The sequence below is a fragment of the Akkermansia sp. NBRC 115031 genome, from assembly GCF_030268505.1.
In the GTDB taxonomy this organism is placed as follows: Bacteria; Verrucomicrobiota; Verrucomicrobiia; order Verrucomicrobiales; family Akkermansiaceae; genus Akkermansia; species Akkermansia massiliensis.
This window is the reverse complement of record NZ_BSQU01000002.1, coordinates 456,511-476,003: the sequence shown is the minus strand read 5'-3', so window position 1 is coordinate 476,003 and position 19,493 is coordinate 456,511. Positions and strand designations below refer to the sequence as shown.

13 protein-coding genes are annotated in these 19,493 nt (G+C 59.1%); 6 read left to right on the top strand and 7 right to left on the bottom strand.

Going from position 1 to position 19,493, the window contains the following annotated elements; translation table 11 throughout:
- Nucleotides 1-21: 21 nt before the first annotated feature.
- From QSJ36_RS04720 to QSJ36_RS04700, 5 genes are all read right to left on the bottom strand, one after another.
- Nucleotides 22-2,889 (bottom strand): sulfatase-like hydrolase/transferase, encoded by a 2,868-nt coding sequence (locus QSJ36_RS04720; RefSeq protein WP_102722678.1) that lies wholly within the window; start codon nucleotides 2,887-2,889, stop codon nucleotides 22-24.
- A 79-nt stretch (nucleotides 2,890-2,968) separates the two neighbouring features.
- The gene (locus QSJ36_RS04715; protein WP_102722677.1) at nucleotides 2,969-3,763 is read right to left on the bottom strand and encodes a PEP-CTERM sorting domain-containing protein; all 795 of its coding nucleotides are present in this window, start codon (nucleotides 3,761-3,763) and stop codon (nucleotides 2,969-2,971) included.
- Nucleotides 3,764-4,155: 392 nt separating this feature from the next.
- Nucleotides 4,156-5,991, bottom strand: coding sequence for a GreA/GreB family elongation factor (locus tag QSJ36_RS04710; protein ID WP_180971099.1), 1,836 nt, complete (start codon nucleotides 5,989-5,991; stop codon nucleotides 4,156-4,158).
- Nucleotides 5,992-6,101: 110 nt separating this feature from the next.
- Complete coding sequence (locus QSJ36_RS04705; protein ID WP_146018260.1) at nucleotides 6,102-6,794, bottom strand: hypothetical protein; 693 nt, start codon at nucleotides 6,792-6,794, stop codon at nucleotides 6,102-6,104.
- A 215-nt stretch (nucleotides 6,795-7,009) separates the two neighbouring features.
- Nucleotides 7,010-8,608 (bottom strand): hypothetical protein, encoded by a 1,599-nt coding sequence (locus QSJ36_RS04700; protein ID WP_285467313.1) that lies wholly within the window; start codon nucleotides 8,606-8,608, stop codon nucleotides 7,010-7,012.
- Nucleotides 8,609-9,042: 434 nt separating this feature from the next.
- Between QSJ36_RS04700 and purC the strand changes: the two genes are divergently transcribed.
- From purC to QSJ36_RS04670, 6 genes are all read left to right on the top strand, one after another.
- Nucleotides 9,043-9,753, top strand: coding sequence for a phosphoribosylaminoimidazolesuccinocarboxamide synthase (purC, locus tag QSJ36_RS04695; RefSeq protein ID WP_022397579.1), 711 nt, complete (start codon nucleotides 9,043-9,045; stop codon nucleotides 9,751-9,753).
- Between the two features lie 74 nt (nucleotides 9,754-9,827).
- Nucleotides 9,828-10,274: a hypothetical protein gene (locus QSJ36_RS04690; protein ID WP_022397580.1), complete on the top strand. Its 447-nt coding sequence runs from the start codon at nucleotides 9,828-9,830 to the stop codon at nucleotides 10,272-10,274.
- A 21-nt stretch (nucleotides 10,275-10,295) separates the two neighbouring features.
- Nucleotides 10,296-12,698: a phosphoribosylformylglycinamidine synthase subunit PurL gene (gene purL, locus QSJ36_RS04685; protein ID WP_102722859.1), complete on the top strand. Its 2,403-nt coding sequence runs from the start codon at nucleotides 10,296-10,298 to the stop codon at nucleotides 12,696-12,698.
- Between the two features lie 48 nt (nucleotides 12,699-12,746).
- The gene (locus tag QSJ36_RS04680) at nucleotides 12,747-13,454 is read left to right on the top strand and encodes a phosphoribosylformylglycinamidine synthase subunit PurQ (protein ID WP_022397582.1); all 708 of its coding nucleotides are present in this window, start codon (nucleotides 12,747-12,749) and stop codon (nucleotides 13,452-13,454) included.
- Nucleotides 13,455-13,495: 41 nt separating this feature from the next.
- On the top strand, nucleotides 13,496-14,275 hold the full coding sequence (locus tag QSJ36_RS04675) for a hypothetical protein (RefSeq protein ID WP_022397583.1): 780 nt from the start codon (nucleotides 13,496-13,498) through the stop codon (nucleotides 14,273-14,275).
- A gap of 137 nt (nucleotides 14,276-14,412) precedes the next feature.
- Complete coding sequence (locus QSJ36_RS04670; protein ID WP_022397584.1) at nucleotides 14,413-15,492, top strand: M42 family metallopeptidase; 1,080 nt, start codon at nucleotides 14,413-14,415, stop codon at nucleotides 15,490-15,492.
- A 537-nt stretch (nucleotides 15,493-16,029) separates the two neighbouring features.
- Here the strand turns inward: QSJ36_RS04670 and QSJ36_RS04665 are convergent.
- Both QSJ36_RS04665 and QSJ36_RS04660 read right to left on the bottom strand, forming a co-directional pair.
- Complete coding sequence (locus tag QSJ36_RS04665; RefSeq protein ID WP_022397585.1) at nucleotides 16,030-16,500, bottom strand: MauE/DoxX family redox-associated membrane protein; 471 nt, start codon at nucleotides 16,498-16,500, stop codon at nucleotides 16,030-16,032.
- A gap of 14 nt (nucleotides 16,501-16,514) precedes the next feature.
- Nucleotides 16,515-19,253: a glycoside hydrolase family 2 gene (locus QSJ36_RS04660; RefSeq protein ID WP_022397586.1), complete on the bottom strand. Its 2,739-nt coding sequence runs from the start codon at nucleotides 19,251-19,253 to the stop codon at nucleotides 16,515-16,517.
- Between the last annotated feature and the right edge of the window lie 240 nt (nucleotides 19,254-19,493).

The window sequence follows — 19,493 nt, the reverse complement described above, 5'->3', positions numbered from 1 at the left end:
CTTGTCCAGTTGGTGAAAAGTTTATTGCCGGATGGGAACGAAGGAGGAAGCATCATCCGGGTCCGTTTCACCGGGATCGATGACGCCGTTGCCGTTGGCGTCCTCCACAAGGTCGGGAACGCCGTCGCCGTCGGAATCCACGTCCGGGAAATCAGGCATGCGGATGTAGGCCGTCCCCACCGCCTGGCCGTTCCTGGTGAGGACGGGATATTGCGCATCCGCCTGACGGAGTTCCCGGATCAGGGAGCGCGCCATGCGCATCAGGCGTTCCTGCTGCGCCGGGTCCTGGGCCAGGTCATTGCTCTCTCCGATGTCGTCTTTCAGATTGAAAAGCTGCCACGGGAAGCGGCCCGCGGTCCTGTAGCCGTTGCCGGAATACAAATCCGTATGGGCGTACTGGTCCATGTAATTGTAAATGACCTTCCAGTCTCCTTTCCGGCAGGTGGAATAGAAATTGGCGTAGGAATGGTGGTGCGGGAAATGCTGGAATATCTTCTGGGTGCGGTGGAAGGAAGAATCCCCCCGGAAATAGGGACTGATGTCCTCCCCGTCCACCTGATGGCCCACCGGAACCTTCAGCTTCAGCATATTCAGAATGGTGGGATAAATGTCCCAAATCGCCACGATGTCATGGTTCACGGAATTCTGCGGAATGGGATATTCCTGCTGGATGGGGCTGGAGGAATCGACCTCCGCCCAGCCCACGATCATCGGGATGCGCGTTCCCCCTTCGTAACGGCTGCCTTTGCGCCCTCTCAGAGGAGCTACGGCGCTGATTTTCTCAAGCCATGGAATATCTCCGCTATAGCTCTGCTGGATGGGAGCGTCTCCGCCGTTGTCGGACATGAAAATGACCAGCGTCCTGTTGGCCACGCCCAGTTCCTTGAGGTAATCCATCAGATCCCCCAGGGATTTGTCCATGCCGCCGATCAGGGTGCCGAAATTGCGGAGATTGCCGCCGATGGAAACTCCCGGTTCAAAGGACGTGCCCGAGGGATAAGTATCGTAGTCCCCGTTGGGGTCCGGCTGGTCGTGCCGCTGGTGGACGGCGTAATGGGTCATGTACGCGAAGAAAGGCGCATTCTCATCCACGGCGGCCTTGATCTGCTTCTTCATCTCCAGCGTCAGGGCATTTGTCAGGAAATTCCTCTTCCTGTCTTCCGCCGCAGTGGTTCCGTAATATTCCTCCAGGTCAGGAACATGGGTGTTCCCGGAGCCGAACTGATCCTCTCCCCGGTAGGAGGCGGGCTGTCCGGCGGAGCAGCCGGCTATGTTGACGTCAAATCCCAGGTTGGCTGGATTGGAATAAAGCTGGTTGGACGGGGCGAAGTGGGCCTTTCCCACCGTGATGGTCCGGTAGCCGGCATCCTTCAGCACGCGGGGGAGAGGAATTTCCTGCTGGCTCATCCCTGCCATGTTCCACTGGGGAGCACGGATGTGGGGAAGACCGCCGCTGTATTCATTCAGCGTGGGGGCATTCACGGCCGTCCAGTTGGTGACCCGGTGACGGGCGGAGGTCTTGCCCGTCATCAGGGACGTGCGGCCCGGAGAACACAAAGGGCACGAATAGGCATTCGTGAACTTCATCCCCTGCGCCGCCAGCCTTTCCATGGAGGGCGTTTTATAAAAGGCGTTCAGCTCCGTAACGACGGGCTGGCCGTCCTTGTAATAAAATGGCACGGACGTATCCTGCCAGCCCATGTCGTCCACCAGAAACACCAGGACGTTGGGCGTGTTCTCCGCCAGCACGGAAATAATCAGGGACTTGCTCTTCTCCGTGCCGTCCGCCGCGGTCAGCGTCAGCGTGTACTGGGTCGTCTCCGCGGGAGACACCTGAACGCTGCCGGCCCCCGCCGTGCTGGTGATGGGAATCTCCGCGCCATTGGCGGTCAGGGCAAGGCTTTCCGCTTTCACCGTGCTCCATGTCAGAGTGGCCTTCTCATCACTGCCGGGAGCAACCCTCTTTTTGTCGGATTCAAAGAGAAGGATTTCCGGTTCCTGCTTCCTGACGGTCACCGTCACTTCTTCCTTGGAAACGGTTCCGTCCTCACAGGCGGCGCTGAGAATGTAGGTCGTGGTGGCGTCAGGCTTTACCGTGACGGAACCCGTGCCGTCTTCCGTAGTGGCCGGAATATCCCGGCCGTCCCTGGTGCTCAGCGTGACTGCTCCGCACTTCCAGGTTTTCCAGCTCAGGACGGCTCCGGAGGTTGAATCTTCCATGATCTCTGAAGGAGTCGCCGTAAAAGTCACGATGCCGGGAGAAGGAGCCGTCAGGCGGACCGCATTGATGGCGGAACGCGTCTGGGAGGCCCCGTTGCCCGTAATGGTAATCGTTCCTCCAGTGACCGGCACATACTTCAGCGTCAGCCTGTTGACTCCTTCCTGAAACGCGCCGGAAAACGTGCCGCGGTCCTGGATGGTGCCGGTGAGGCCGTTAACCGTATAAAGCATGTCCCGGTCCGAGTCATTGCAATCCCCGTAAATTTCCACATGGCAGTATTCCGCCATGGAATCGGGAAGCCGGGAAATCACGACGTTTTCCGTTCCCCGGATACCGGCCCAGGAATCCATGAGCAAATAATCACGGTTCCTGCCCGACGCAAAAATGCCGTTGCTGGCGCAATAACCCGGATTGATGGCGCAGGAGGCTTCCGTGGACACTCCCGCCGCAGTTTTCAAGGTGGAAACGGTCGTGGCGGCATTCGCCGCGGGCTTGATGAAATTCCATGTTTTTCCTTCCTCCGCCAGGGTTCCGGGCTCCGCCTGCCGGAACGCCGCCTCCGTGGCCGCAGTTCCGTTCAGCACTCCTATCCCTATTTCTTCCGCATGCGCCAGGGAGCAGGCGGCCAGCACAGCCGGAACCCATCCGCACCAATTCAGCTTTCTCATGGTGATTTCCTCTTCCGTAAACAGGAAGGCGCCGACTGTTCCTTTCGCGAACGGCCGGCGCCTGCATGAAGAACAAACGTTACGCGCGCCTGCGGCGCATCAGCAGAACGCCCAGGCCCAGCAGTCCGAGGCTGGCCGTGGCCGGTTCAGGAACGGAGGTCAGCGCCAGGGCATTGATGTTGCCGGTACCTCCCTGGGACTGGATATCAAGCCGGGTGCCATCCGCCGCCACGTCAAACGTGTAAGTAATCAGCATCCAGTCTCCGGTATGCGTGTTGCCCGTGACGGTGGCGCCGTTCAGCGTAGCGCCGGACCCGGTGGAGTAATCGTCCAGGCTGGCGGAAATGTTGGAGATTCCGGCGCCGTCAAGGCTGAAGGAAGAAGTGTTGCCCGCACCATAGTTGTTTCCGCGTCCCACCAGCATGGTCAGCGTGTAGGTGCCGGCGGACAGGTTGTTCAGGGACATCGTGAAATTGCCGTTCGCGGAGCCTATCGGATTGATCGCGCCCCCCATCGGATTGCCGATAGTCATATCCTGGCCGAAAACATCGTAAAACTTGTTGTCCTGGCCCAGGGCGGACCCTTTGGCAGCGGCATCGGTCATGGCGCCGGGACCTCCGCAGCAGAGTCCTCCCGTCGTCAGGGTGATTCCGGTGCTTCCTCCCCCCGTAGTGACCAAGGTTCCGGAAGTATAGGAATTACTCTGTCCCGTGGAAATCTTGTTCACTTTCTGTCCGGGTTCTCCCAGATACGTGCCGTCCACAACGGCGGTGCCATTGCCTGAATTGATCCCGAACGAGATCAGAACGGTGGAGGCTTCGGCCGCCACCGCCGCCGCAACCATAGTTGCCAGAATGAATAATGTTTTCTTCATGGTGTCAATGGGATATGTGATTGGAAATGATGAAACACCGCTTCCATTTCTTGACAAATAACGAATTTAGAATCCGTGGTCAACAAAAAAGACCAGAGTTCGGATTATTATTTCATTAGTATGAATACCTTAATCAAACAGACTATTGTTTGAATGGGCTGGACAATCTCTCCGGCAAAGATTCATTTTTCAAGGCACAAAAAATAAAACGGCTTATTTTCAATGAGATGCGCAGTATATTTTTTCAGATTTTCTTCTAACATTCATAACGGATTCTAAATCCGTGAAACAATGGAAAGTTTTTCCATGAACAACAAAAAGGCTCCCCTCCTTTCAGGATGGGGAGCCTTTTTAAAGGCCTTAGTCAAAAGGGAAAGCAACTCTCTTAAAAATTAAAAAGCGGCTTCAATCTTCGTAATGGTGAACACTTTCTTCTTGTCGCCGTCCATCGGCACGATCTTCACCTGGTCTCCCACGCTCCTGCCCGTCAGCTCCTTGCCGACCTGGGAAAGATAGGAGACAATGTGCTTTTCCGGATTCGTATCCCACGCGCCCAGAATGGTGTACACCACGGCATCCCCTCCGGTCAGGGGCTGGAGAGTCACCTTCATCCCCATGGCGGCCTTGGAGGTATCCGTCACGGCAAAGTCCGTGCCGCGGGCCAGCGCCAGCGCATGCTCCAGTTCGGAACGGCGGCGGTTGAGCACCTTTTCCACTTCCTTGGCATCCTGGTAGCCGCCGTTTTCACGGAGGTCTCCCTCCGCACGGGAAATCTTCTTGTTGTGCAGGTTTTCCGGAATCTTCACATTCACCAGTTCTTCCAGCTCCTTCTTGCGGGCTTCCAGGCTGTCCCAGGAAACGAAAATCGGTTCCGGCTTGTCGGAGGTATCCACCAGGGCGTCCAGCACGATGGCGTGCAGGTCAGGGAACACGCTGATCACGCGGGCCATCAGCGCACCGCGGTCCTGTTCGGAGAAGGCGGAGGTATTGTACAGCATCTTGGCGAACTGGCGCACTTCCGCCACGTCCTGCCCCTTGATCATTTCCTGGATGATGTTCTTGTCCTCCATAAACAGGTTTTTCAAGCGCAGCATGCGGTTGGGGCCGCCGTCCATGTGGTCCTGTTCAATCAGGGAAAGCATCGCAATGCCGACGGGAAGGCCGAAGAGGGGCTTGGAGGCGTCATGCCGCTGGCGGCATATCCAGATGAGGGATTCAGCCGGAAGAGTCTGGCGCAGCAGTTCATGCTTCAAATGCTTGACCAGGGCCTTGTCATGCCCTTCCTCTATCAGGAACTTGGCAATCTCTCCCACGGCGCGGGCACCGCTCGCGTCAAACAGCTCCAGCGCCTTCTGCGTCCACTCTTCTCCAAAGACGGCGGGCAGCGTAACGTACACGCGCTTCTGGCGCACGGCGGGCATGGAATTGAGCACTTCCGCGAAGCGTTCCACATCGCCGATATTGGCTTCCACGATGGAGCGGAGGGGGTAGGCGGCCTGGGCCGCTTCCGTGTTCTTCACGGCGGCGATCAGGTCGTCCCGGAGCACGGCCAGCTCCAGCACCTGCTGAAGAGCCAGGCTTCCGCCGTTGCGCACGTCGGCGTCCACCGCCTGAACCAGGGCGTTGACGGCGTCCGGCTCCGTCATGACCGTTTCCATCTTGATGCCGTCCAGCACGCGCACCTTGGCTTTCAGGTCCGCGGCCTTGTTGTAATCCTCCAGGGCGGCCTGGGCGCGGGAAAGAATATTCGTGCGGAGCGTGATGCGCTCTCCCTTGCGGGTAGGCATCATGAACTGGACGTTGGAACGGAGCATGGCGCGCACCTTGTCCCACCAGTTCTTCCATTTGTCCGCGGCAATCACGGTGCCTTTCAGCGCGGCTTCCAGCTTTTCCGGGGTAAGGGAATTGCCGTAGCCCTGCAAGGTGACGCGCACCAGTTCCACCGGATCGTCCACGGACAGGTTGATCAGGGATTCGGTATCTTCATAACGCCTGGCCAGGAAATGGTCATCATGGAGGAACTCCAAAATTTTTGGAGCAAATTCCAAGGCAACTTCGTGTTCCGGATTTTCCTCAAAATCAATAACCAGCTTTTTGGCGGCCAGGTTCCAGGAAATGACTTTGCCGGCGCCCCAGGTAGTATGGAAGCAGTAACGGCCAGGTGCGATGCGATCAAGTTTTTCAGCGAGAGAGGGGGTGATTTTCCCCAGAGACAATAATTTCTCCAAGTCGGCGTGCATACTAAAGCGCATGATACGCGCACCCCTACCGGTATCAAGACTAAATTCCCGTAGAGGCACACGGCCAGTGCATCAAGGGCTGCCTGAACCCCTTCCGCCTACCAGTCAAAACGGCTCCCATTGATTCCAAAGCACTCTTTGCGGGGGCACCCTCCCGCCGGCGGAGTCTTCCCCCGCAACACATCGTAATGCTTCATGATATACCCCGCACTGTCCTTCACGCTTTCGTCCTGGTATGCGCTGTACGCACACTCCAGCAGCTTCTCCACGGTTTCAAACCCCTCGTCCTGCGGCATCAGTATCCTGTTTTTTCCGTCCGTCCCGCGGATGATCACCATGTCCAGGGAATCCGGGTCTGAATCCCCCGCCGCCTTCCCGGCGGCAATCTCCCCGGAAGCGGCATGGTCCAGGACCCGGATGATCAGCCGGGACAAACCCTTCCCCATATCCATCCACTCCCGTTTCACCCTGGGTGAATAATCCCGGCCCACGCCCCCGGCATCCATCCAGAATGGTTCGCCTTCATAAGGAATAAGGCGCCTTTCAGGGGTTCCTTCAAAAAACCAATTGCAATACATCTGGGCAGGATTCAAATTCAGGGAAGAAGCCCGGACCATCAGCGTTCCGTCCAGATAAAAACCGAACTCCTGGTCAAAGGACCCCAGGTAAATGCAGGCATACGTAAAGGGGGGATTTTCCGGGAAAAGCATTTCCCAATAAACGCCGGCGTCACCCCAATAGGCCTCTTCCCAGGCGCATGCGAAATATTGGGCCGGGTAAATGAGAGTCATTCCTTCTTCTACCTCCTCATCTGCCGCCGATGGAAAAGGAACCAGCGAAAAAGTCATCCAGAAGCAGAGCAGCAGTTTGAACATCAGTATTTTTTAAACCAGTAGAATACCATGGGCAAGTTAATAAAGGCAATTCATCTCCGGGCCTTCCGCGGCGGGGCCATAGCCCGGACGTTTCCGGAGAAGGCGCAGGGAACAGCCACCCCGGTCCCGGACTAAAACCACCAGGCCCGGCCTCCCCTGCTGCTCCACAGGCCGCTTTCACGGCGATATTCCCGCGCCCCTTCCTCCGGCGTTCTTCCCTGGAGCACGGCCCGCTTCTCAACAATTCCCTTCAAATAATCCTCATCGCAAGTAAACAGCAGGTCCATGGTATACAATAAATCCATCAGCTCCACCACGGTTCCCAAATCAGCATCAGCGGCAGACATGATCCTCTCCGTTCCGTCAGCCCCGCGCACGATGCAAAAGCCGGTATCGTCCACGTGATGAGCCGTTCTCCCTTTTCCGGACACCAGCTCCCCCCTGGCAATCCCGGTGAGCAGCCCTTCCATCATGCCGCCTATCTCCCTCCCGACGATGAGCCACTCCCTCTTCACCCTGGCTTCACAATCCCCCTCCGCATCCGGAATGCCCTCATAAGGGAATAGCACCCTTTCCGGTACCCGGTGAAAAAACCAGCTGTCATAAACCTCCCAGGGATGATGTGACTGGGATTCCGCACGCCCCATGAGGGGGCCATCCAGATAAAAACCGCAGATGCCGCGCCCGGGAAGCAAACAGCACACGGCGGGCTTCCCCTCCGTCCCCGCCGGGAACAAATCCTTCCAAAGGGGATTTGTTCCCAAAGGCTTCAGAAAACGCTCCCGGAACCCACGGACATATTTTTCTCCCGAATACGGGGAGGGCGCTTTTTCTTCCGGCTCCTCTTCCGCAGCTGCAAACTCCCCGCGCATGCTTTTTTCCCGTTCCCGGGCGGCCTCCTCCTGCTCCATTCGTTTCCAAACCCGTTTACTGAATCCCTCCACCCATTCACTGGACACCATGGGAGGCGGCTCGTCACCCGCTTCTGCGGCATACTTCCGGACGGCGGCGCACTGCTTCATCACCCATTGCTCCCCTGCCGGGGTCAAATCATCCATCATGGCCATGTCTGCCAATCCCCAGGCCAGAAACCTCATGGCCGGCCTCATCCTGCCTTCTCCCCGGCACAGGTCTTCCGCCATAGCGCCGGACTCCCCGCGGAAGTAGCAGTAATTCCCGTCGCACCCGGTCACGTACTGGCGGTACAGGTCCATGGGGAAAGTTCTGCGAGTGACCGCTTCATCCCACGTTTTGCGAAGTTCAGCCGCTACGGCAGGGTTTAATGCCGTCCGGCCTCTTTTAACAAATAAGCGACTGTAAAGAACAGGATTGACCACGGCCTCCACCCAGGCGGCAGAGAGCTCACGATATTCCCGGAATTGGAGGAAATTCAGAACCATATTTCTTTTACGCCCGGCAAAAGGGTCTTCTTCCGTTACGGTATCGGCAACACAGTCCCATCCCTCCAAAAGATTCCCTAAAACGGGAAAGTGCAAGCAGGTCAGCAGCACGGCAGCCTGTTTCATCCCGGAACTCCGGAAATCCGCCACCGGAAACTGGGACAGCATCTGCATGCTGCATGGCCCGATGGCTCTGGCCCAGCACAGTTCGTTCCCGTCCAGATAAAAGCCGAATTCACGGTCAAACGAAGGAAGGTACAGGCACGCATAGGCAAAGGGCGGATTGTCCGGAAAAAGGGTCGTCCAATAGCGGCTGTTCTGGGATTCCACGGCAAAATACTGAACCGGGCATCTTAGAGTACTCCAACTTTCAACATCGGAATGGCAGGTGTCCTCCGCCCGGGACGGAAGTGTGAGAGCGAGAGCCGTCCAGAAACATGCAGCCAGTTTGAACATCAATCATCTTCCTAACATCCGCGGAAACAGGTGGCAAGTTGATTATGCTTTTTTCATTCAGGAGAATAATGGCCGCCGGTTTGTGCCGGATTTCAGACATTCACCTCCGTGGCTCTCCGGAAAAGACCCGAGTCCAGAGACCGGAAAACCGGGTTTGCCCGGTTGGATGGCCCTTGTCAATTCCTTCCCCATGGGATAGCCGCAAGGGCGTGCGGAGGCACCCCCTTCCTTCGTCCAGTTGCGGCTTGACCGTGCGGAACGTCTGGCGTAACATCTCCGCACGCATTCAACCCTGCGCAACACGTATCATGGAACCTATTTACGAAGGGAAGGCCAAACGCCTTTATACGACTGACAATCCCAACGTCCTCCGCATGGAATACAAGGACGACGCCACCGCCGGAAACGGAGCCAAGAAGGCCCAGTTTGAAAACAAGGGCAGGATGAACAAGGCCATCACCCTGGTCATTTACCGCATGCTGGAAAGCAAGGGTGTGAAGACCCACCTGGTCGCCGACGTGGACGACATCAACATCGACGTGAAAAAGGTTTCCATCCTTCCCCTGGAAGTGATCGTGCGCAACATCGCCGCCGGCTCCTTCAGCCGCCGCATGGGCGTCAAGGAAGGCACCCCCTTCAAGAAGCCCATCGTGGAGTTCTCCTACAAGGACGACGACCTGGGCGACCCCTTCATCAATGACGACTACGCCCGTGAACTGAACGCCGCCACGGAAGAGGAATGCGCCTTCCTGAAGGACCAGGCCCGCATCGTAAACGACGTGCTGATCGACTTCTTCAAGCAGGTCGGACTGACGCTGGTGGACTTCAAGATTGAATTCGGCCGTCTGGCGGAAGATCCCTCCCAGATCGTGCTGGCTGACGAGATTTCCCCGGACACCTGCCGCCTGTGGGACATCAAGACCGGCGAGAAGATGGACAAGGACCGCTTCCGCCAGGACCTGGGCAACGTGATGGAAGCCTACGAGGAAGTCCTCTCCCGGCTCCAGAACAAGGCCTGAGCCCTTTCCCCTTTCATGGGAGCCGGTTGTCCGACCGGCCCCCATTTTTCATTTTACCAACATTCTTGAGCGATATGACCCTCCACTTTGAAGTTATCAGCCGGTTCCAGGCCGCCGCCAACGCGGACGCCCTGCTCTACACTCCCCTGAATGCCGGCCTCACCTTCCGCCGCAGCCGCGTTTACACCGTAGAAATCAGCGGGGACGAACAAAAAGCCCGCGAATATCTCCTGAGTGTACTGGTGGACCCCATCTCCCAGGAATGCACGGAACAGGCCGCCCCCATCCTGAAAGACTCCCTGTTCACGATTGACTACGGCATGAAGGCCGGCGCCCTGGACCTGGAAAAGGAAGCCATCCTGCAAAACTACCGCGGCCGCCAGAACATGGGCTTTACCCTGGACGGCCTGAAAATCACCCAGCGCGTGTACGTCTTCGGCCAGGGGGACAAGGAAGCCCTGGCGGCGCGCTTTGCCAAGGACGTCTGCAACCCCGCCATTCACAACTGGACCATCGCCTAACCCCTCTCCTTCCCCATCCACATGTCCGCCAAAACCTACCGCACCGTTCCCGTGAGGGACCTGAGCAGCGACGAACTGCTTGAACTCAGCAAAAAGCAGAAGCTTTCCCTGTCCCGCGAGGACATGGAAGTCGTCCAGCAGATTTTCCGCGAAATCGACCGCGACCCCACTGACGTGGAGCTGGAAGTGATCGCCCAGACCTGGTCGGAACACTGCAAGCACCGCATCTTCTCCGCCTCCATCAGCCACAGCGTCAACGGAGGCGCGCCGGAAACCGTGGACAGCCTCTTCAAGACCTACATCAAGAAGCCTTCCGAAAAGATCATGGAACGCAAGCCGGGCTTCGTGCTCAGCGCGTTTGACGACAACGCCGGCTTCATCGCCCTGGACGACAAGCTGGCCGTCTGCCTGAAGGCGGAAACGCACAACCACCCCTCCGCCATTGAACCCTATGCCGGGGCCAACACCGGGCTGGGCGGCGTCATCCGCGACATTCTGGGCGCAGGCAAGGGCGCCAAGCCCATTGCCTCCCTGGACGTCTTCTGCTTCGGCGCTCCGGATACGGACCCGGCGGACATCACCGCTCCGGACGTCATCCACCCCCTGGGCATCATGCGCGGCGTGGTGCGCGGCGTGCGCGACTACGGCAACCGCATGGGCATTCCCACCGTGAACGGCGCCATCCAGTTTGACCCCACGTACATTTACAACCCCCTCGTCTTCTGCGGAACCGCCGGCGTGATTCCCCGCGGGGACATCCTGAAGGAAATGCGCCCCGGCCTCAAGGTGATCGTCATCGGCGGACGCACGGGACGCGATGGCCTCAAGGGGGCCACTTTCTCCTCCGCCGCGCTGGACGAAGCCTCCCACGAAGAGGACTTCACCGCCGTGCAGATCGGCAACCCGATTGAGGAAAAGAAAACGCTGGACTTTATTCTGGAAGCGCGCGAACGCGGCCTCATCGTCTTCATCACGGACTGCGGCGCGGGCGGCTTCTCTTCCGCCGCCGGTGAAATGCTCTCCGTCACGGGCGGGGAAATCTTCCTGGACAACGCACCCCTTAAGGAACCGGGCCTCATCTCCTGGGAAATCTTCCTGTCGGAATCCCAGGAACGCATGGTCCTGGCCGTGGAGGAAAAAGACCTGCCGGAGCTCCAGAAGCTGGCGGACACCTTCCAGACGGAGCTGACCGTCCTGGGCCATTCCGACGATACGGGCATCCTGAAAGTCTGGCACAAGGGGGAACTCGTCTGCTGCCTGGACAACTCCAAGCTGCATGACGCCCCCATCAAGAAGCTGGAATCCGTCTTCACCCCCGGCAAGGGCCTCACGGGCCTGCCCCTCCCGGACAAGGACCTGAACAAATCCCTGGAAACCGTCATGGGAGACTTCGCCATCGTCTCCCGCGAACCCATCATCCGGGAATACGACCATGAAGTGCAGGGCAACACCATTCTGAAGCCCCTGGCGGGCGCACAGGCGGACGCCCCGCAGGACGGCTCCGTGGTGGACATCGACGGCTCGGACAAGTGCATGGCCATGGCCTGCGCCATTCTTCCGGAATGGGGCAAGACGGACCCCTACGCCATGGGCACCGGCACCGTGGACGAATGCGTGCGCCAGCTCATCCTGGTAGGCTCCAACCCGGACAAGATCGGCCTGCTGGACAACTTCTGCATGGGCAACCCGGAAGACCCGGCGGAACTCGGCCGCCTGGTGGAATGCGTGAAGGCCATCGCCAGAGCGGCGGACGCGTACAACGCCCCCTTCATCTCCGGCAAGGACTCCTTCTACAACTACTTTGAAACGGAAGACGGCCCCATCAACGTGCCCGTCACCTTCCTCTGCTCCGGCTTCGGCGTGGTGGAAAGTCCGGACCATGTTATCGGCTCCTCCCTGCGGCGGAACGACAGCCTGCTGTACCTCATCGGCCACACGGAAGACGAGATGGGCGGCTCCGTTTTCGCACGCACCCACGGCGTGGAAGACGGCAAGGTCCCCCAAACGGACTGTGCAGCAAACATGGAACTGTACAAGGCCTATTACAACGCCCTGACTTCCGGCCTGGTGCTCTCCGCCCACGACGTCTCCGAAGGCGGCCTGGCCGTCACGGCGGCGGAAATGGCCTTCTCCGGCAAGGGCGGCGTACGGCTGGACCTCACGAAGGCGCCGACCGTCAACGGATGGAAATCCCCGGCAGTCCCCCTGTTCAGTGAAAGCACGGGCCGCATCCTGGTGGAAGTGGACCCGGAATTCGCCGCGGACTTTGAAGCGGCCATGGCCGGCTTCCCCTGCGCCTGCATCGGTAGCGTCACGAAGGAAAAGCGCCTCACCGCCACCTGCTGCGGCGGGGAAAAGGTGCTGGACTGCGACGTAGCCAAACTCAAGAAGCTCTGGAAAGACGGGCTCACCCCCTATTATTGATTTCCAAAAACCGGGACCTAACCATACCAACGATTCATTTCTACCAATATGCCTCACGCACTTTTACTGAAATACCCCGGCACCAACTGTGACGCGGAAACGGAACGCGCCCTGCGAGCGGCCGGCTTCTCCACCCAGATCCAGCCCATCGCCACGGCCACGCCGGAACACGTCGCCAAATCCCAGCTCGTCGTCCTCGGCGGCGGCTTCAGCTACGGGGACTACGTCACCAGCGGCCGCCTGGCCCAGCTGGAAACGGAACGCTTCCTGGGAGACGCCCTGCACCGGCACCATGCCGGAGGCGGCCTGCTCCTGGGCATCTGCAACGGCTTCCAGATACTCACCAAGCTGGGGATTCTGCCGGATTCCAGCCTGATTGACAACAAGAAGGAACGTTTTGAATGCGTCTGGGCCAAGCTGGTGAAGGTAGCTAAAAACTCACCCTTCCTCCAGGGCCTTCCGGATGAATTCGAGCTGCCCTCCGCCCACGCGGAAGGCCGCCTGGTCACCCGCCCCGGAGATGCGGAAAAATACCTGGCTGCCGGAAATGTGGCTCTCCAGTACGTGGACAACCGCGACGGCTGTGAATGCAGCATCGCGGGCCTCCAGGATTCCACCGGCCGCGCCATGGGCCTGATGCCCCACCCGGAACGCTTCCTGCTGCCCCGCCACCACTATGACAAGGACTGGGCCGGCAATGAAGACTGGGGCTGGGGATACTTCCTCTTCAAATCCGCCTTTGACGCCCTGAAATAACGGCACCATCCCACTCAACCGCCCAACCTCCGCACCTCCCCATGACAGACACGGCACTCATCGGTTCCTCCTGCGCCCTCGGCGCCTTCTGGTCCTCAAAACGGTACTTCGACTACCTGATTGATGAAACCAATCTGTCCCTGCTGCGCGGCAAGGAATTCGGGCAGGCCGTGATCATCTGCCCCTCCCTCCGGGAAGGGCGCAGGGCCATCCGGCAGAACATGGCCCCTTTTCTGGCGCAGGTTAAAACCCTGATCGACCTCCTGCATGAGGTGAAGGCGGAACGGGTAACCTACGTTACCTGCATTGACACCCAGCCGGAAACGGGCAATGAACATTCCCCCCTGCTCCGCGAACCGGAAGATGAATGGCTTGCCGCGCTGGTGGAAATGAAAGCCTTCATCAACCTCCGGTTCGGACGCGTGCTGAACGTCTACCTTCCGGAAGTCACCGGAACGGGAGCGGACATGAGCGTGGCGGATCTGCTGGCCGCCGCCCCGGAAGGAACGGAAGAACTGGAAGCGGCCCTGCTGGAACGCCACCAGCTCTATCCCATGAACCGCCTGGTCAGGGATGTGGAAAAGGCATGGGAATGCGGAATCTTCTCCGTCAACCTGGTGCCGGAGCCCGTCACCACCTTTGAACTGGTGGAGCAGTGCTTCCCCTCCCTGAGCAACCGTCTTCCCGTCGCGAAGGAAACGGACCCGTACGGGAGCGCCAGAACATCCGTTTACTCCACGCAGTACCATGATCCGGACACCGGCTATATCATGGACAAGCAGAACGTCCTGGAAGGGCTTTCTCCGGTCAAGCAGGCCTAGCCCCGGCTGAAACCATTTCCCGGCTCCGCCCGCATCCCGTGCAGGCGGGGCTTTTTCATCCCCCTCCCGGAACATCTCCCCGCCGGCAGCCATGCTTTCCTGTTGAGCGGATACGGGAACGGTGCTATACAAAAGCCATGAAGATCAGCGACGACAGTCTTGAATTTTTAACGGAACTTCTGGAAACTCCCAGCCCCTCCGGCTTTGAAATAGACGCCCAGCGAATCTGGGCGGACGAGCTGCGCAAGTACACGGAAGACGTCCAGTGCGACACCTACGGCAACACCTGGGCCACCTTCCACGCGGAAGCGGAAAACGCTCCCACGCTCATGATTGAAGCCCATGCGGATGAAATCGGCTTCATGATCCGCCATATCACCAAGGACGGCTTCCTTTACGTGGAGCGCGTGGGCGGCACGGATACGGCCATCGCCCGCGGACGCCGCGTGCGCTTCCTGGGCTCCCAGGGGGAAGTGACGGGCGTAACCGGAAACACGGCCATCCACCTGCGGGAACCCGGGGAAAAGGAACCTAAAATCTGGGAAATCTACGTTGACGTAGGTGCATCCTCCGACAAGGAGGTGGCGGAACTCGGGTTGCGCGTGGGCCATGTGGGCGTCTATTGCGACGGCCCCATGCTGATGAATGAAAGCAAGCTGGTATGCCGCGCCCTGGACAACCGCCTGAGCGGTTTCGTCCTGTCGGAAATAGCAAGGAAACTGTGCAAGCTGAAAAAGCCCCTCGCCTGGAACGTGATGCTCGTCAACGCCGTCCAGGAAGAAGTGGGCTGCATCGGCGCGGGAATGATCACCCACCGCCTGCGTCCGGACGCGGCCATCTGCATTGACGTGACGCATGCCACGGACTCCCCCGGACTGGACAAGGGCAAATTCGGAGACATCAAGCTGGGCGGCGGTCCCGCGGTCATCCACGGCACGGCCAACCACCCCAACCTGGTGGCGCGCCTAGAAATCGTGGCTGACAAGAACAAAATCCCGCTCCAGCACGAAGCCGCCGGACGCCGCACCGGAACGGACACGGACAGCATTTACGTTTCCCGCAACGGCGTGGCCTCCGCTCTGGTATCCCTGCCCCTGCGCTACATGCATTCCCCGGTGGAAACGGCCGCCCTTACGGACGTGGAAAACACGATCAAGCTCCTGCTGGAACTGATCAAATCCCTGAAGCCGGAAGATACCTTCGGCCACAAGCTGTAAGACAGTACGGCGGCAAAGGCGCCCGGGAAAGGTGCGCCTTCTTTTGGCGGCAGCCAGGGCATGTGCACAGGGTTCGCGCCGGAGAACAAGCGGAGGGTGATGCGCCGGCCTGCGGGTTCCTCCTTCCTGCGGGCTTCAGGCTTCTCCATCCCTCCGGACGATACCCTGCCTCCCTGCCCCTGCAAGGAAATTCTCCACGACGAACACCGGTCTCAAGAAACGGTGAAAACCCGATTGGACGGAAGGCGGCGTTCATTGGTAAAACGAGGCTATGAAGGCCGGGAAACCGGACAAACCGGCAGGTCGGAAAGCGCAGCTTGAAGCCCGCAGGGTGAGTAAATCTGAAGAATGAACGGATCAAACCTTCATTCCGGGAAAGGGAGCCTGTTCTCCAAGCATATATGAATGCGGCGGCGTGCACGCGAAACTGCCTCCAGGGAGCAAGGGTCTTCCGGTCCCTGGAAATCCTTCTCCCCGGAATGTATTCCCAGAGAAACGTTCCAGGCCTGAAAACGGCCGCACGCCCTTTCCCATCGGTCACATTTCGCTGAAATCCAGCCGGGTCACATTGAAGTATGTCTTCCCCTTGCGGCAGGAATTCCACAGGATGACCAGCATCAGCAGGAACAGGCCCAGCCTCCACGCCACTTCAAAGGGATAGCTGGTCACTTCCCTTTCCACGCCGATGCAATTGCAGGAAAGGGCAAGCCCCCTGATCCAGCCCTGCACAAAGAGGGCTACAAACGTGAACGTCAGCGCACTGCCCAGCAGCGCGGCGCCGGCGCAGGTCCGGCGGAAGAGGAGTCCCAGACCCACCACGATCTCGCACGCCACGCCCAGGCAGGCCAGGGGATGCCCCCAGGCCTCCGGGAAAATGGCGAACCGGTCAATAGTCGCCTGGAGCTGGTCCAGGTGGAACAGCTTGCGCCCCGCCACAAAGAGAAAAAAGCCCCCCATCCCCAGCCGGAGCAGGAGCAGGCAGAAACGGATGATCTTTTCTCTCAGCATGGCGGGGAGTCCGGTTATTCAAAGTGGCTTTGCTGGGCGCTCACCTTGTCGTTGCGCAGCTTGTTAAGCTCATGGCGCACCTTTTCCAGCTCCGTCTGGAGGGATTTTTCCCGTTCGGAAGCAGGCGCCTCTGCGGAAGACGGCGCAGCCGCCCCCTTCTTCGCCTTGCCTACGGCATCTTCCGTGAAGAGCATGTTCAGCCCGGGAGCCTTCGTGTCAAACTTCAAGACGCCGGAAACGGGTTTCTGAGAGCCGGGATGCTTCACGGAGGCCCTCACCGTCACTGTTCCGGGCTTGGCGCCCAGGCGCACCAGCGCCGGAGCGGAGCCCCACTTGACGGGCTGGGTCAGGGTGCCGTCCGGTGAATCCGTCAGCAATTCGGCAGGACCTTCCACAGAAAAGACAAGCTCTTCATCATTCAGGCGCTTCACCGTTCCACGGCTGTCCGTGACTTCCGCCACCACCGCAAACACGTCGGAACCGTTGGCGCACAGCTCCACGCCTTCCTCACGGTCCAGGCTCAGGCGGATTTTTTCCGCCCTCCGGGAGGGCCGCACTTCATGCCTGGTCACCACCTTGCCGCCAATCAGGCCTTCCGCCACCAGCTTCACCGCCCCTTCCTTGCCGGCGCGGGCGAGCTTCTTGTTTTCCATGAAATCCCAGGCCTTCGGGAACACGACGGGAACGCGCTTGAGGCCGTTGGGGTAGGAAGCCACCTTCTTTTCCACCGGCGCGCCTCCGTTGACGCTCAGGCGAACGGAATCACAGTTGGAAAACACCGTCACGTCTTCCGGAGAAAAAGGCGTGCATTCGTTGGCTATGTACACCACGGGACCGGAGCCGAGCTCATTGCGCGTCTTCTGGGGCCGCTGGGACATGAAGGCGTAATAGGAGGTCTTGGGCTGGCGGAAGGCATCCAGAATGCCGCCGTAGAAAGGGTCCGGATGATAGCCGCGCTGGTGGTCGAAGGGGTGCCACAGGCAACCGCCGAAGTGGTAGGCCGAAGCGGCGTTCAGGGTATCATACGTAGTGTACGGGAACGAGGTCTTGAGGTAATGGAGGGCCTGCACCATCATGGGGACTTCACCCCAGTGGCGCGCCGCGCGGGAGGTGGAGTTATGGGCGGACCAGGTATCCACGTTATCCCCGAATTCACGGGTAAAATACGGCTTGTTGTCCTTCCGTTCCTTGATGGACCAGTGCTTGTCCCCCGTGGCCGGGTGGGCGTACAGCACCTCATAATGCTGATTGCCCTGGGCCACCGCGTCGCAAGCGGTGTAACAGCCCTTATACGGGTATTCCTCATGCACCAGGTCGCGGGCCTTCTTGGCGAAATCCGCCGGGTAATGGGTCTCGTTCAAAATGGGCTCCCACATCATCACGGAGGGATGGTTCCTGTCCCGGCGCACCATCTGGCGGATGTCGTCATAAACCCGGTCCGCAAAAGGCCCCTTGCCCCAGAACTGCCAGCCCGGCGTAGCGACGATGACGAAAAGGCCCAGGCGGTCGCAGGCGTCCATGAAGGCCGGATCCTGCGGATAATGGGCGCTCCGGATTACACGCATGCCGGCCTTCCTCAGCTTCACGGCGTCCTGCCATTGCAAGTTGTTGGGAACTGCATTCCCCAGCCGGGCGAAATCCTGGTGCCTGTTGCCGCCAATCAGCTTTTCAGGGAACAGGGAGCCATTCAGCACCAGCCCCTTTTCCGTAATCTCCACGGTCCGGACGCCCACCCTCATGGAGCGGTTGTCCAGCAGATGGGCCGGATTCTTGGCATTGTTCCCTCCGGCGGCGTTCCATACCTCCACGCTCAGGGTGTACAGGTTGGGATTGTCCGGCGACCACGGCTTCACATTGGAGATCACCAGGGGAATATCCACTTCACCCGTGGAATGGGGCGGAATGACCAGCGGGGCGGTCTCTCCGACGGGGTCCACGCCCTTGGGGTCCGTCATCAGCGCCTGCACGCGCACCTTCTGTTCCTTGTCCGTATCGTTGGCCACCTGCACCTTCACTCCCACCCTGCCTTTGCGGGTACGGGGGTCAAGGGATTCCGTCCGGAAGAAAACTCCGCCGCCGGCAACGGTTCCGGCCTCGTTCGGGTCCGTGATATAGACAGGACCGGTGGAAATCAGGTAAACGTCACGGTAAATGCCTCCGAAGTAGGCGAAATCCAGGCTTTCCTGGGGCTTGCCGGGAGGATAGGACCCGTCGTTGGAATTGTCCGCCTTCACGACGATCACGTTCTTCTGGCCCGGCTTCAGCCACTTGTCCAGATTCACGATGACGGGAAGATAACCCCCGAAATGCTCCGCGGCCTTCTCCCCGTTCACCCAAACCTCGCTCTTCCCCATGATGCCTTCAAAATACAGGGTATTCCTCCTGCCTTTCAGCTTCTCCGGGGCCGTGAACGTCTTCCGGTACCACACCGGCCCCTGGTAATTGGAGCAGCCGCTGGCCTCCTCCGGAAGAAGCTCAATGCCGTTGGGAAGATTCACGGATTCCCAGGAAGAATCATTAAAGTCCGGACTGTTCACTCCTTCCGGGGCATTTTTGCCCTTGAACAGCTTCCAGCCCACGTTCATGCCGTAGACATCCCTCTTGGTCGTATTTTCAGGCAGGCGGAGGGCTCCTGCTACGGAATAGGCTCCCGTGGATGACGCAGCTTCTTCCCTGTCCGCAGCCGGGTCCGCATAAAGAGAGAAAGAACCAGCCAGGCATGCCGCCGCCGTCAGGATAGTAGTGACTTTCATAAATGGAATAGGTGAATGTAATTTGGATATACGGGGAAACACTGCCGCCATCTTTCATTCATATAGTACATCCTTGCTGATAATGCAAATACATATGTCATCCCGCATCTTCCGCTTGACCTGGAAGGCATGTTTTTTCATAGTCGATTCGTCCTGTACGGGATTATCCCGCAGCCCCGGTCCGGGTGCCAGGCTTTCAGTCCCGTGAAAAGGAAAAAGTGTGGCGTTCCTCCCCCCGGC

What these genes read in the sequence shown, in the direction of transcription:
- QSJ36_RS04720 (WP_102722678.1), bottom strand. Translation starts at nt 2,889, where the DNA reads ATGAGAAAGCTGAATTGGTGCGGATGGGTTCCGGCTGTGCTGGCCGCC.
- QSJ36_RS04715 (WP_102722677.1), bottom strand. Translation starts at nt 3,763, where the DNA reads ATGAAGAAAACATTATTCATTCTGGCAACTATGGTTGCGGCGGCGGTG.
- QSJ36_RS04705 (WP_146018260.1), bottom strand. Translation starts at nt 6,794, where the DNA reads ATGACTCTCATTTACCCGGCCCAATATTTCGCATGCGCCTGGGAAGAG.
- purC (WP_022397579.1), top strand. Translation starts at nt 9,043, where the DNA reads ATGGAACCTATTTACGAAGGGAAGGCCAAACGCCTTTATACGACTGAC.
- QSJ36_RS04690 (WP_022397580.1), top strand. Translation starts at nt 9,828, where the DNA reads ATGACCCTCCACTTTGAAGTTATCAGCCGGTTCCAGGCCGCCGCCAAC.
- purL (WP_102722859.1), top strand. Translation starts at nt 10,296, where the DNA reads ATGTCCGCCAAAACCTACCGCACCGTTCCCGTGAGGGACCTGAGCAGC.
- QSJ36_RS04680 (WP_022397582.1), top strand. Translation starts at nt 12,747, where the DNA reads ATGCCTCACGCACTTTTACTGAAATACCCCGGCACCAACTGTGACGCG.
- QSJ36_RS04675 (WP_022397583.1), top strand. Translation starts at nt 13,496, where the DNA reads ATGACAGACACGGCACTCATCGGTTCCTCCTGCGCCCTCGGCGCCTTC.
- QSJ36_RS04670 (WP_022397584.1), top strand. Translation starts at nt 14,413, where the DNA reads ATGAAGATCAGCGACGACAGTCTTGAATTTTTAACGGAACTTCTGGAA.
- QSJ36_RS04665 (WP_022397585.1), bottom strand. Translation starts at nt 16,500, where the DNA reads ATGCTGAGAGAAAAGATCATCCGTTTCTGCCTGCTCCTGCTCCGGCTG.
- QSJ36_RS04660 (WP_022397586.1), bottom strand. Translation starts at nt 19,253, where the DNA reads ATGAAAGTCACTACTATCCTGACGGCGGCGGCATGCCTGGCTGGTTCT.